The organism is Onishia taeanensis (assembly GCF_003268885.1).
GTDB classification, from domain to species: Bacteria; Pseudomonadota; Gammaproteobacteria; order Pseudomonadales; family Halomonadaceae; genus Onishia; species Onishia taeanensis_A.
In genome coordinates this window covers 39,306-51,733 of sequence record NZ_QLSX01000004.1, presented here as the reverse complement: position 1 = coordinate 51,733, position 12,428 = coordinate 39,306, and the positions used below count along the sequence as shown (strand labels likewise).

12 protein-coding genes are annotated in these 12,428 nt (G+C 59.5%); 5 read left to right on the top strand and 7 right to left on the bottom strand.

All coding sequences use genetic code 11. The features are described from left to right. Positions 1-169: 169 nt before the first annotated feature. The 4 genes from BCL93_RS06880 to BCL93_RS06865 all read right to left on the bottom strand — a co-directional run bounded on the left by BCL93_RS06880 (position 170) and on the right by BCL93_RS06865 (position 3,594). Positions 170-796, bottom strand: coding sequence for a YajG family lipoprotein (locus BCL93_RS06880; RefSeq protein ID WP_112054470.1), 627 nt, complete (start codon positions 794-796; stop codon positions 170-172). A gap of 159 nt (positions 797-955) precedes the next feature. Continuing rightward, positions 956-2,287 (bottom strand): HAMP domain-containing sensor histidine kinase, encoded by a 1,332-nt coding sequence (locus BCL93_RS06875; protein ID WP_112054468.1) that lies wholly within the window; start codon positions 2,285-2,287, stop codon positions 956-958. Continuing rightward, positions 2,284-2,955 (bottom strand): response regulator transcription factor, encoded by a 672-nt coding sequence (locus tag BCL93_RS06870; protein WP_112054466.1) that lies wholly within the window; start codon positions 2,953-2,955, stop codon positions 2,284-2,286. The genes BCL93_RS06875 and BCL93_RS06870 overlap by 4 nt, the downstream gene beginning before the upstream one ends. A gap of 354 nt (positions 2,956-3,309) precedes the next feature. Next, positions 3,310-3,594 (bottom strand): hypothetical protein, encoded by a 285-nt coding sequence (locus BCL93_RS06865; RefSeq protein WP_112054464.1) that lies wholly within the window; start codon positions 3,592-3,594, stop codon positions 3,310-3,312. A gap of 214 nt (positions 3,595-3,808) precedes the next feature. Between BCL93_RS06865 and BCL93_RS17345 the strand changes: the two genes are divergently transcribed. Together BCL93_RS17345 and BCL93_RS06855 are read left to right on the top strand one after the other, a co-directional pair. Continuing rightward, complete coding sequence (locus tag BCL93_RS17345) at positions 3,809-4,441, top strand: hypothetical protein (RefSeq protein ID WP_112054463.1); 633 nt, start codon at positions 3,809-3,811, stop codon at positions 4,439-4,441. A gap of 16 nt (positions 4,442-4,457) precedes the next feature. Continuing rightward, positions 4,458-5,255, top strand: coding sequence for a hypothetical protein (locus BCL93_RS06855; protein ID WP_220086247.1), 798 nt, complete (start codon positions 4,458-4,460; stop codon positions 5,253-5,255). A gap of 147 nt (positions 5,256-5,402) precedes the next feature. On the opposite strand, the gene BCL93_RS06850 is transcribed toward BCL93_RS06855, so the two are convergent. Both BCL93_RS06850 and ggt read right to left on the bottom strand, forming a co-directional pair. After that, positions 5,403-6,596 (bottom strand): MFS transporter, encoded by a 1,194-nt coding sequence (locus BCL93_RS06850; protein ID WP_112054743.1) that lies wholly within the window; start codon positions 6,594-6,596, stop codon positions 5,403-5,405. Between the two features lie 94 nt (positions 6,597-6,690). Next, positions 6,691-8,421 carry a gamma-glutamyltransferase gene (ggt, locus tag BCL93_RS06845; protein WP_112054459.1) on the bottom strand — a complete coding sequence of 577 codons (1,731 nt, stop codon included), beginning with the start codon at positions 8,419-8,421 and terminating at the stop codon, positions 6,691-6,693. A gap of 217 nt (positions 8,422-8,638) precedes the next feature. On the opposite strand from ggt, the gene rpe reads away from it, so the two are divergent. From rpe to BCL93_RS06830, 3 genes are all read left to right on the top strand, one after another. Beyond that, positions 8,639-9,337 carry a ribulose-phosphate 3-epimerase gene (gene rpe / locus BCL93_RS06840; protein WP_112054457.1) on the top strand — a complete coding sequence of 233 codons (699 nt, stop codon included), beginning with the start codon at positions 8,639-8,641 and terminating at the stop codon, positions 9,335-9,337. A gap of 5 nt (positions 9,338-9,342) precedes the next feature. Further along, positions 9,343-9,642 (top strand): GIY-YIG nuclease family protein, encoded by a 300-nt coding sequence (locus BCL93_RS06835; protein WP_112054456.1) that lies wholly within the window; start codon positions 9,343-9,345, stop codon positions 9,640-9,642. A 112-nt stretch (positions 9,643-9,754) separates the two neighbouring features. Then, the gene (locus tag BCL93_RS06830; protein WP_112054454.1) at positions 9,755-10,597 is read left to right on the top strand and encodes a mechanosensitive ion channel family protein; all 843 of its coding nucleotides are present in this window, start codon (positions 9,755-9,757) and stop codon (positions 10,595-10,597) included. Between the two features lie 162 nt (positions 10,598-10,759). Here BCL93_RS06830 and BCL93_RS06825 read toward each other — a convergent pair whose 3' ends face one another. Beyond that, positions 10,760-12,421, bottom strand: a complete 1,662-nt coding sequence (locus BCL93_RS06825; protein ID WP_112054452.1) for a dihydroxyacetone kinase subunit DhaK — start codon at positions 12,419-12,421, stop codon at positions 10,760-10,762. Between the last annotated feature and the right edge of the window lie 7 nt (positions 12,422-12,428).

Sequence of the window (12,428 nt, the reverse complement as noted above, 5' to 3'; positions counted from 1 at the left end):
ACGCGGCTTCAAGGCGTTCTGCCGACGTTGTCTATCAAAAGCCGCTGACGGACGCCTGATCAGGGCCATCCCTGGTCATTGCGTGCTTGGCCGAATTGCCTACCACTGATCCACACAAGAACGCCCGGCAACTGCCGGGCGTTCTTGTTTCCGTGTGAAAGCCCCCTGTTTAGCGGGCCAGCAGTTGTCCCATCGCCGGATCACCGAAGGCCCTGTCGAGGCCATCGCTTAGCAGCTCGTTGATCATCTGGGTGTTGTCTTCCTGGTTTGGGCGCAATGCATAAGACTGGTTGCGCCTTGAGGTGTAACGGCCAACATAGCTTTCGCTACCATTTTGTGCCTCGGCCTCGAATACCGCCTCGAGCTCTGCCTCGCCGAGCAGCGGCTGGCTGTTGCCGTGGGCATAATCGAGACGCTTGAGTGTCAGGGTAAGCCGTGGACGCTGCGCATCGCGGTCGTCGGCGGGCGTGAAGCCCATCTGACGCAGGGCATATTCGGCCTGGGACTCGAGCTCGGGGAGCACGTCGGCCGTCGGTAGGGTGATCGTGTCGGTCCCCATGACGGCGCCGCTGCGGCTGCCCAATACGTCGCTGTCGCGGCCGTCGATCACGGTCAGCGTGACCGGCTGACCGCTACCGCTTTCAGGCAGGTCGTCGCTTACCTTCGGGTTGGCCTGGATGTATTGAGGACTGCTGGCACAACCGGCCATTGATAGCAGCAGGGCCATCAGCAATAGGCTCAACACCGTCTGCCATGCAGCCTGTTGACGAGCCTTGGTGTTCAAACGTTGTGTCATGATCAAGATCCTTATGAAGAGACGGAAGCCGTGTCTTGCTGCCGAGTATACCCATGCAGGCACCACAGGCCGAGCAGGGGCCCGACAGCAATAGCCAGGAAAGCCAGGGACCGGCGGCCTGCCGGAATTAGGAACAGCAGTGACAGCATGAAGCTCGCATTATTTGCCGAAGGCGACAGTAATGCTCAAGCCTGGCTTTGCATCGCCCAGTGTCAGTGTGGCGTTGTGCAGTTCCGCGATAGCAGCCACTAAGCTCAAGCCGAGCCCGCTTCCTTCACTGGTTCGACTCCTCTCTAGCCGGTAGAGGCGGTGGAGCACTCGGTCTCGCTCCTCTTCAGGGATCCCGGGCCCCTCATCCGATACGGTCAGTACCGGATCGAATTCTCCGTCGATTTGAACCAGGATCCGCCCAGGCGGTGTGTGACGCAAGGCATTCTCGATAAGGTTAGCGATTAACCGGCCAAGGAGAGTGGGGTTGCCTTCGACGATGACTGCGCCGTTGGTTCGTGCCGTCAGTTGGTGGCCGCTTTCTTCGCTTGCGGGCCCGAAGACGTCCGTAAGATTTAATACTAATTCAGATAAATTAACGTCGGTAAAAGTGGAACGCGCCTGGCCACTTTCAAGCTGGGCAATCTGTAGAAGAGCCTGGAAGGTTGTAACGATTTGGGCCGTCTCGTCACGTGCCTGGGTAATGACATTTTGTGCTGACTCAGACAGTGATTCATCATCAAGCTGGTGGAGGAGCACCGAAACACGCTGAATAGGAGTTCTCAAATCATGAGCAATATCAGCGGAGACTTGGCGAAGTGCTTCGATCGATGCTTCTTGTGCGTCCGCCATTCGGTTGATCGCTATGCCTATCTGGCCAAGATCATCTTCGGCATCACCTGAAATGGACACCCGTGCATCTTGGTGGCCAGACGTCAGTTGCGTGAGTGTAAACCTGATGGCTTCCATACGATTGCGGGCCTTGCGGGCAACCAGTGCGCCTATCGTCGTTGCCAGTAACAGAGCCGGTATCAGACTGAACAACAGCACCTTCGCAAACGTCTCTCCAAGCTCATCAAGACTGTCGCGGCCCACGAGCAGGGTCAATTGCCCACCACCGACAGGTCCTTCCCAACCCAGATAGCTGTCGGCTAGCGATTTGTCTTGCAAGGCAAGGCGCGTATGTCGAACGATGTCGTTAGGCTGAAGCTCAACCGGGCTGGGCAGGTTGCCAAGCGCCGCTTCACCCGGCTCGGTATAGCGAAGAAGCAGTTTTCGTGAATTGGCAGCGGCGGCTATTTCCTCAATACGCTCACGAATCTCGTCCTGTTCCACTACCGATTGAATAGCCCCAACGGTCTGATTCAGCTGCGCGGTTAGCTCACGGTTAAGAGAGCTACGAGTGACTAAATAGGCAGTCGCATAACCGGCCAAGGTAAACATGACAAAGACCACGATTAAGGTGCCTGTCAGCCTCAGCGGTGTCGAACGGATGGCCATCATTCTGTAATCCGGTAGCCCACGCCACGCACGGTTTCGATCAAGTCCTGGTCAAAGGGCTTGTCGACTTTACCGCGCAAGCGGCTAACATGAGTCTCGACGACATTGGTTTGGGGGTCGAAATGGATATCCCAGACAGCTTCCAGAAGCATCGTTCGCGTTTGAACCCTTCCCTTGTGGCGAAGGAGGCACTCAAGCAGCGCAAACTCACGAGGCAGTAGACTTATTGTCTTTCCTGCGCGCGTCACCTTGTGGAATATGAGGTCCATCTCGAGATCTCGGGCCCGGAGCGTGGTGGGTTCGGCTGCATGTGGTGGACGCCGCGACAAGGCGGCAATGCGGGCGGAAAGTTCGCCGAAGACAAAAGGCTTGACCAGGTAGTCATCGGCTCCTGCATTAAGGCCCTCAATACGATCTTCGACCCCATCAAGGGCGGTTAGCAACAAGATCGGTACGGGTATTTTAGCCCCTCGTAACGTGCGGACAATGGCCAGCCCATCCACGCTGGGTAACATTCTGTCAATGACAAGTACTTCATAACTGCCAGAAGCTGCCTGAACCAGCCCTTGAGAACCATCCGCAATCAGGTCGACGATATGGCCCTCTTCACGACAGGCATTGGCGATATATTCACCTGTGAGTTTGTCGTCCTCGATCACCAGTATCTTCACCGTTCACTCGTACCTTGTTGTTTTCAAATCAGAAAAGAGGGCCATGGCTTGTAAGGACGCGGTTGATCACTGCGTCTTTTAACGGTCGGGTCCAGCGCTCCATCGCGGGGTCAGGTGGCCGTCTCACCTATTGCGCTTTTTGGTAACGCTGTCACCTGTTCGCCTCCGCCAGAAGGTGGCGTAGCCTTAAGCAAAAGAGCGGCGATGCCATACCGCCGCTCTCCATCCTGATCTCTTGCTTTACCTATCTATCATTAGCGGTGTCTACCTAGCGTCATAGGGTTTCAGTCTTCACCGTCTTCGGCGTCATCCCCTTCATGCCCCTTTGGATTCGCAGCCTTGGTCAACATCCTGCTACTTGGGTGCAACAAGCACAGTCGATACCGTGCCATCAGTCTGGGCAAGTTCTACCTCGAAAGCCATCTTATCCGACCCTTGGGGTTCCCAGGCGACCGACATGGCGGTGCCAGGGTTGCCTTCTTCGGCCTTTGAAGTCGCCTGCGAGATGGTCATCCCTGAGGCGAGAAACGCTTTGGCCTCGGTCGGGTTTTCATTCGCGAGGGCTAGGTTTACCGGAAACGTCAGTGCAAGAGCCATTCCAGCAAGGCTACATGACGAGAATTCTTCAAAAAAGATCATATTGCTATCCTAAATAGATGCAGGATAGTGCGATGCCATCCGGCACATCACGACTCTGATAGGTGCAAGTCACATGGACCTATTCTGGATATTGTAAGCTTGTAATGTTCACTGTAAATGCTGGGAACATTACAGATCTGTATAGTTCGGTACAGTCGAATGTATATGAAGGAAACTATAAATAGCGCCGTCTACCAACGACTCGGAGTTTTCGATGAAACAAATTCTCCTCGCTGTGCTATTAATAGCGCTACCCACCAGCGTGTTTACTGTTGTTGAGATATGGATGTTGCCCGTCCAACATTCGGAAATGACTTCTCACAAAGCGGACCCTCTCGGTGACCTTTCCGGCTACGAAAGCATTGTTAGTGATACCCGATCCCTCGTTGATGCTGGAAAATTGACAGAGGCAGAGCTTCGGGTGACCGATTTTGAGACGAAATGGGATAAGGCCGAGTCCACGCTGCGGCCCAAGGCACCCTCTGCCTGGGGCAATGTTGATACTGCTGCCGATCACGTTTTTGCAGCACTTCGAGAAAAAGCGCCAGACACGTCAAAGGTGGATAACGTGCTTGCAGTCTTATCTACCACGCTGGCGGATCCAGTACAAAGCGGGTCTGCGGGCGGAGTTCGGCGCGTAGCCGGTGTAGCAGTGACAGATGCCAATGGTCACGCGATTCCTTGTGAAACGATGCTCCAAGACGTTCGCCGCGCATTATCCAGTGGCTCCATCTCCGAGCGAGATAAGGCGATGACCCTGCAGTCCAAGGCGATTGAACGCTGTAATGCAGACGATGACACACATTCTGATCAATTTTCGGCACAAGCACTTGCGCTTGCCAAGTAAATAACGGAAGAAAATGATGAAAACTGATGCAGTTACCACTCAAAATGAATCGTCTCCAGGCCTGTATCCAAATCGCGTCCCTCAAGTGACTGCTGGTTTCTGGGTTATAAAACTCATGGCGGTGACGATGGGGGAGACCGCCGCCGATTATATTGCCGTGAATCTGGGGTTAGGGCTTACTGTAACTTCAATCATCATGAGCACTGTGTTGGCCGGTGCACTCCTGCTTCAATTCTCAATGAAGCGCTATGTGCCATGGGCATACTGGCTAGCGGTTGTTCTTATCTCTATCGTCGGCACCTTGGTAACCGATAACCTGGTTGATAATCTCGGTGTCAGTCTCGTGACCTGTACCGCCGTTTTTACTGTGCTCCTTGCACTGACATTCGGGGCCTGGTTCCGGCAAGAGGGCACCCTGTCGATTCACACAATTATCTCCACGCGGCGTGAAGCATTTTACTGGATTACAATACTCTTCACCTTCGCGCTCGGCACCGCTGTGGGCGATCTTGTGTCTGAGCAATTTGGTCTTGGCTACCTGGCCACTGGCATGCTGTTTGGTGCAATCATCATATCCTTGAGCATCGGCTATTTTATGATCGGGCTTGATTCTATATTGGCCTTTTGGCTCGTTTATATCTTTACACGTCCTCTCGGCGCCTCTTTTGGTGACCTCTTGTCGCAGCCGGTCAATTACGGTGGTCTTGGCTTTGGAACCATTGCGACAAGTCTCATCTTCCTTGGCGTAATCATTGCCGTGGTGATGTGGATGAGTGTGACTGGCAAGGATCAGGAAATGATCTCGACACAATAACCAAGCTCTTTCCTGCAATGGCGGAGGCGATGAGCCTCCGCCAAAACGATGGAACGATAACAGGTGGTTGAATGACGACAGGTTTGATGACGATCAACACCCGACACATCATGCACGACGATGCCACGGCCCCTTCCGGTTACTTGATTAGTACCGAGTATACCCATGCAGGCACCACAGGCCGAGCAGTGGTCCTGGCAGCAGCAGCCAGGCAAGCCAGGGGCCGGTGATCTGCCACAGCGGAATCAGAATCAGTAGCGACAGCATGGAGATCGCGAAACCGATGGCGTTCTGCAGTGTGAGTGCGCTGCCCACGATATTGGCCGGGCAAGCCGTGGCCGAAAGAGCCGAAAACTGCGGTGAATCGACCACCGCCAGCGCACTCCACAGCGCGAGAAAGCCAATCAGACCTGCCGCCGGCAGCCCGCTCAGCAGCGGGTAGAGCGCACAGCAAAGGCCTGAGCCCGCCAGGGCGAACTGTGCCACGCGGCGACTGCCCAGGCGTGCGCTAAAGGCACCGCCGATCCAGCAGCAGGGCCCGCCAACGGCGATTAGCGCGAAGGCGGCGAAGGCAAGCTCAGCGGTGGTCAATGAAGGCCAGCGTGCAGCGAGCATCAGGGGCAGCAATGCCCAGAGGGTGTAGAGCTCCCACATGTGGCCGAAGTAGGCACTGGCAGCATGGCGGAAGTTGCTGATCCCGAAGGCCGAGAGGCCGCCCAGGCGCAGGCCATGGCCGGAATTGGGGCCAGGCTTCGTACCAGAATCGGCTCCAGGGGCGGCATCGGCCTGACGCGGTGCTTCCCCGAGCCGCCAGACCATGATGCCGCCCAGCACCGCCAGCAGCGAAGCGCTCCAGATGCCGCCTCGCCAGGATAGGGTGACGTCATCGAGGGCGGTGAAGGCACGCAGACCGTGGGGCAGGGCGGTGCCCAACACCAGCATGCCTACCAGCCAGGCCAGGCCAAGCCCGCTGCGCCCCGGCGTCCAGCCAACCATCAGCTTCATGCCCACTGGGTAGATGCCCGCTAGACACAGGCCGGTGATCATCCTGAGCGTTACCGCACCATCCAGCCCCCCGGCCATCGGCAGCAGGGCGTTGGAGAGCGCGCCGAGCAGGCAGCATGCGGCGAACAGTCGGCTGGCATCGAGACGGTCGGCGAGACCGGTCAGGCCTATGATCAGGGTGCCAAGCAGAAAGCCGCCCTGAACGGCACCGGTCAGCCAGCCCAGATCGGACGGGGCCAATGACCATAACGCCATCAGCTCCGGGAGCACGGCATTGGGAGTGAACCACAGGGCGGTGCCGAACAGCTCGGCGATGGCAAGAATCAGGGTGGGCATGGGCACCTGAGGGAGCGGTGAAATGAAATGGCCCGGCGATGCCGGGCCGTCCATCATAGGGCAAGGTCTCGTGGAATAAAGGTCTCTTGGAATATCAGAGCCCCATGGCCGAGGAGGTCGAGCGCCGCGGGTCGGCGCCGCCGTGATATTCGCCATCGCGGATCAGGATCGACTGGGCCGCGCCCATGGCGTCCTGCTGGCTGATGGTATGACCCTTGGCCTCGAGCAGCGTGATCGTATCCGGGCTGATGCCATCCTCGATGCGAATCTCGTCGGGCAACCACTGGTGGTGAATGCGCGGGGCGCTGACCGCCGACTGGATGTTCATGTGGTGATCGATGACGTTCATCAGCACCTGCAGGGTCGTGGTGATGATCCGTGAACCGCCGGGGCTGCCGGTGATCAGGAAGTTCTTGCCATCCTTCTTGACGATGGTCGGGGTCATCGAGGAAAGCATGCGCTTGCCGGGCTCGACCTTGTTGGCCTCGCCGCCGATCAATCCATAGGCGTTGGGCACGCCGGGCTTGGCCGAGAAATCATCCATTTCGTTGTTGAGCAGAAAGCCGGCCCCGTCGACCACGATCCCCGAGCCGTAGCTGAAGTTGATGGTGTAGGTATTGGAAACCGCCAGGCCATTGTCGTCGACGATCGAGAAGTGGGTGGTCTCGTTGGACTCATAGGGCAGCGGATTGCCCGGCGCCAGGGTGGCGCTTGGTGTGGCCTCGTCCATGCTGATGCCCTGACGCAGTTCGGCGGCGTAGGCCTTCGAGGTGATGCCCTCAAGCGGGACTGAGACGAAGTCGGTATCGCCCAGGTACTCGGAGCGATCGGCATAGGCGCGCTTCATGGCTTCGGCCATTACATGGATGGTGGCGGCGGAGTTGAATCCCATCGCGCCGATATCATAGTCCTCGAGGATATTGAGCATCTGCACGATATGGGCGCCGCCAGAGGAGGGCGGGCTCATGGCATAGATGTCATAGCCGCGATAAGTGCCGTGGCTCGGCTCGCGAATGATCGGCTGGTAGGCGGCCAGGTCCTCCATGGTGATCAGGCCGTCGTGGGCCTGCATCTCGGCGACTATCAGCTGTGCTGTCTCGCCTTCGTAGAATTCCCGGGCGCCCTGATCAGCGATGCGCTTGAGGGTGGCCGCGAGATCCGGCTGACGGAAGATGTCGCCAACCTGATAAGAGCTGCCATCTTCCTTGAAGAACTTGGCTCTCGATGCTTCCCAGGGCTCGAAGTTCATGCGTGAATCGCGGATGCCGTCGACAAAACGCTGGGGCAGCGGAAAGCCGTTTTCTGCAAGATCGATGGCCGGCGCCAGGGCCTCTGCCAGACTCATGGTGCCGTATTGCTCTAGAGCCATGGCCAGGCCGGCGACGGTGCCGGGCACCCCGGCCGCCAGATGAGTGAAGCGAGAACGCTCGGTGACCGCATTGCCGTCGGCGTCCTGGAACATAGTCTCGGTGGCGGCGGATGGCGCCATCTCGCGATAGTCGATGGCGATGACCTCGCCGCTGGTTTCATCCGAAATCAGCATGAAGCCCCCGCCGCCAATGTTGCCCGAGCGGGGTTGGGTGACAGCTAGCGCGAAACCGGCGCTGACCGCCGCATCCACCGCATTGCCGCCCGCCGCCAGCACGTCATGCGACACCTGGGAGGCGAGAAAATGACTGGTGGCGACCATGCCCTGAGTGCCGACTTCCGGATGGAAGCGCTCGCCCTCGAGAATGGCTTCTTGAGCAAAGATGCCGGGTGCGAATGACAGAGTGCCGGCCAGGAGGCCAAAGGCAAGTGAGTATCGCAGGGGGAACTGGGGCATGACCGTCTCCTTGGTGATGTGTCGTTCTCCACTATTGTTGCTATGCGCGAGGGGCGCAAGGAGGGGGCAAGCAAGGCTGCATGAAAAGCCGGCAAGGGGAGACATCAGCACTAGCGCCGGCAGGCCGGGGTTGCAAGGGGCGCCGGCTCGCTGCCTTGCTGCTAGAATGGCGGCTTGTCCTTGCCATTCTTTCGTATTTCAGGAGCCTGCCCTGCCCATGAGCGATGCAACGCCAGACTTCAAGATCGCGCCCTCGATTCTTTCTGCCGACTTCGCCCGCCTCGGCGCAGAGGTCGATGACGTGCTGGCCTCCGGCGCCGACATCGTCCATTTCGACGTCATGGACAACCACTACGTGCCTAACCTGACCATCGGTCCGATGGTCTGCGAAGCGCTGCGCAAGCACGGCGTTACCGCGCCCATCGACGCCCACCTGATGGTGCGGCCGGTGGATCGTCTGATCGGCGACTTCATCGACGCCGGTGCCAGCTATATTACCTTCCACCCGGAAGCCTCAGATCATATCGACCGCTCGCTTGCCATGATCCGCGAGGGTGGCTGCCAGGCCGGCCTGGTGTTCAATCCGGCCACGCCGCTGTCCTATCTCGACTACGTGATGGACAAGGTCGACATAATTCTGCTGATGAGCGTTAATCCGGGCTTCGGCGGCCAGTCGTTCATTCCCGGCACCCTCGACAAACTGCGTGACGTGCGCCGGCGCATCGATGCCAGCGGCCGCAATATTCGCCTGGAGATCGACGGGGGGGTGAAGGTCGACAACATCGCCGAGATCGCCAGGGCAGGGGCCGATACCTTCGTCGCCGGTTCGGCGGTATTCAAGGCACGCAGTGGCGACGACCCGAACCGCTATGACAGCGTGATGCAGGCTTTTCGCGACGAATTGGCAAAGGCCTGAGCAGCATGACGGCATCGCCGTGCTGGCATCTCTACATGCTCAGGACCGCCGCCGGTCATCTCTACACCGGTATTACCACCGACGTGGCAAGGCGCTTCAAGGAGCACCGTGACGGCGTGCGTGGCGCCAAGGCGCTGCGCGGCAAGGGGCCTCTGACTCTATTGCACCACGAGGCCGTCGGCGAGCGGGGCGATGCGCTGCGACTCGAGGCGCAGGTTAAACGCCTGTCGGCGGCGGGAAAGCTCGCCTGGCTCGAGGCGCGTCGCACAGACGGCACTCAGCAAGTGCCGCAAAAGCTGCCATAACCGCTGCGATGCTCTATACAAGGATGAACGGTCGGCAGCGCCGATGTTTGATCACCGATATCTGACCAACCCCGGCGGTTTGCATGCCGCCTGATTTCATCGAGGAACCGCTATGGAAAGGGATGCCCTGTTGACCTACCTGCAGACCACCGGCACTAGCTTTGCTATCGATCTGGTGGCGGCACTCGCCATCTTCGTGATCGGCCGCTGGGTGATTTCACTGGTGCATCGTCTGAGTATCAAGGCCATGGAGCGGGCCAAGGTCGAGCCGCTGTTGATCAAGTTCCTTGGCAACATCCTAAGGACTCTGTTGCTGATCGTGGTGGTCCTGGCCGCCATTAGCCAGCTCGGCATCCAGACCACCTCGCTGATCGCGGTTCTGGGTGCGGCTGGCCTGGCTGTCGGTCTTGCGCTGCAGGGCTCGCTTGCCAACTTCGCCGCCGGGGTGCTGGTGATCATCTTCCGGCCCTACAAGATCGGCGATTACGTCGAGGCTGGCGGCGTTGCCGGGGTGATCGATGACGTGCAGATATTTACCACCGAGCTCAAGACCGGCGACAACCGCAAGATCATCGTGCCCAACGGCCAGATGATGAGCGGCGCCATTACCAACTACTCCTCTCACGACACCCGCCGGGTCGATCTGGTGGCAAGCGTCGGCTATGACGCCGATATCGATGTCGTGCGCCGGGTGCTGGAAGAGGTGGTGGCAAAGGATGCGCGGGTGCTGGAGTCGCCTGCGCCCAATATCCGCATGAACGCGATGCTGGATTCAAGCGTCAACTGGATCGTGCGGCCTTGGGTCAAAGCCAGTGATTACTGGGACGTGTACTGGGAAATGACTGAGGAGATAAAGCGGCGCTTCGATGCCGAGGGCATTAGCATTCCCTTTCCGCAGCGCGACGTGCACGTTTATCACCACGGTGAGCAGAAGGATGAGCAGAGCGGTCTCTGAGGCCCGCGCTGACTCGCCGTCTTAAGCGGGTTAACGACGATTGCACTAACAACGACAATAGCAACGGCAATAGCCATCATCTGGACACTAAAAGGCCGCCGAGGGTACTCGGCGGCCTTTGTTATTGCTGGCGTTGCACCATGCGATAACCGTCAGGTGCTATTAAGCGGCCAGCGCCTCGAAAACGCGTGCGACCGCTTCTGCACCGGGGTCAACCACGCCCTTGAGGGCGCTTTCCGGCACATACGCAGAGCGCCCGGCATTGGCCTGGGTCAGGGCTGCCGTGGCCTGTGCGCCGTCGCGGGCCGCTTGCGCTGCCTGTTGGAGCGATTCGCCACGCCTCAGGGCCTCGATCGCCGGCACCAACGCATCCACCATGGTGCGGTCGCCGGGCTTGGCGCCGCCGTAGGCCTGCATCTTCTCGACACCATCGGCGAGGGCTGTGCCGAGCTCGCCCCGCTGATCCAGTGCGGCGCCGGCGGCGGTGAACAGGATCGACAGCAGCACGCCGCTTGAGCCGCCCATGTCGCGAGCCAGGAGCTGTCCGATGCCGGCAAACAGCGACGGCAGCGCCTGCGTATTGAGCCGACTTGCCTCGAGTGCCGCGGCGATCGAGTCAGCGCCACTGCGCATGCTGGCGCCAGCGTCACCGTCGCCACTCTTGGCATCCAGAGCGTCCAGTTCCTCGCGCGCCTGGCGCAGGGTGTCGATTACGCGCTGAAGCGAGGCGGTAACGCCTTTGTCCTGAGGGGCATCGTCGCTCAACGCGTCTCGGTCCTGACGGGTGTCCGGCGTGAAATGTTCGGGACGTGCGACGGCCTTCATCCCCGGCCAGGCAGGTGCCTTGGTCGGTGCGGTAAGCGCAGTCACGAACGCGTCTTGCGCCGACAGCAGCGTGACGGAAAACCCGTGCATGTCCAGCGACGTCATCAGCGGTGCCGGCCCGATCAAGTGAGCGACCTGATCGATACCCAACTGACGCAACAGGCTATCGGCCAGCACCCCGAGCTCCTGCGTCGAGCAACTGCCCAGGTCGTTGAGCATGACGATCCACGGCCCGGCGAGGTTGTGCCCAGTAAGCTTGCGCGCCGCCAGTGCATTGCGTAGGGGCTCAAGCACTAAGCTCATGGCTTCGTCGGCGCTCTGCGGGTCCACTTCGCGGGTGCCGGTCTCGTTGTGGATACCCAGCCCCAGTTCCGGTGAGTGCGACGCCAATGCGTGTCCCGGCTGAGCCGCCGGGCGCAATGCCATGCCCATCGAGCCCATGTGGGCGCACAGCGATTCGGCCTGGGCGCGAATCTCGTCGAGGGGGGTCTGCTTGCTTGCCAGATAGCCCGCTAGCTTGTGGACCAGCAGGGTGCCGGCAATGCCTCGGGGCTGGGGTGCCTCGCCGATCGCCACATCGTCGGCAACGATGACCATGGCGACATCCAGCCCCTCGCTGCGGGCGCGTTCGGCGGCGAGGCCAAAGTTGAGGCGATCGCCGGTATAGTTCTTGACCACCAGCAGGCAACCGGCGTCGCCACAGACCTCACGTATCGCGGCGAGCACCGCCTCGACGCTGGGGGAGGCGAACAGGCTGCCGGAAATTACCCCGGTCAGCATGCCTTCGCCGACAAAACCCGCGTGGGCAGGTTCGTGGCCGGCGCCCCCGCCGGAGAGCACCGCGACCTGTTCGCGGCCTTGCTGCTGCCTGTCCCACTCCTTGCGAATGAGGATGCGAAGGCCGCTTTCCGGTTCGGCAATGCGCAGCGGCGCCGACGTCGCGACGCCGCATAGTATCTCATCGACGACGTTTTCCGGCGCGTTGTAGAAACGATCCATGCCTTAC

Coding starts and splice junctions, on each gene's coding strand:
- BCL93_RS06880 (WP_112054470.1), bottom strand. CDS start 796: ATGACACAACGTTTGAACACCAAGGCTCGTCAACAGGCTGCATGGCAG.
- BCL93_RS06875 (WP_112054468.1), bottom strand. CDS start 2,287: ATGATGGCCATCCGTTCGACACCGCTGAGGCTGACAGGCACCTTAATC.
- BCL93_RS06865 (WP_112054464.1), bottom strand. CDS start 3,594: ATGATCTTTTTTGAAGAATTCTCGTCATGTAGCCTTGCTGGAATGGCT.
- BCL93_RS17345 (WP_112054463.1), top strand. CDS start 3,809: ATGAAACAAATTCTCCTCGCTGTGCTATTAATAGCGCTACCCACCAGC.
- BCL93_RS06855 (WP_220086247.1), top strand. CDS start 4,458: ATGAAAACTGATGCAGTTACCACTCAAAATGAATCGTCTCCAGGCCTG.
- BCL93_RS06850 (WP_112054743.1), bottom strand. CDS start 6,596: ATGCCCACCCTGATTCTTGCCATCGCCGAGCTGTTCGGCACCGCCCTG.
- ggt (WP_112054459.1), bottom strand. CDS start 8,421: ATGCCCCAGTTCCCCCTGCGATACTCACTTGCCTTTGGCCTCCTGGCC.
- rpe (WP_112054457.1), top strand. CDS start 8,639: ATGAGCGATGCAACGCCAGACTTCAAGATCGCGCCCTCGATTCTTTCT.
- BCL93_RS06835 (WP_112054456.1), top strand. CDS start 9,343: ATGACGGCATCGCCGTGCTGGCATCTCTACATGCTCAGGACCGCCGCC.
- BCL93_RS06830 (WP_112054454.1), top strand. CDS start 9,755: ATGGAAAGGGATGCCCTGTTGACCTACCTGCAGACCACCGGCACTAGC.
- BCL93_RS06825 (WP_112054452.1), bottom strand. CDS start 12,421: ATGGATCGTTTCTACAACGCGCCGGAAAACGTCGTCGATGAGATACTA.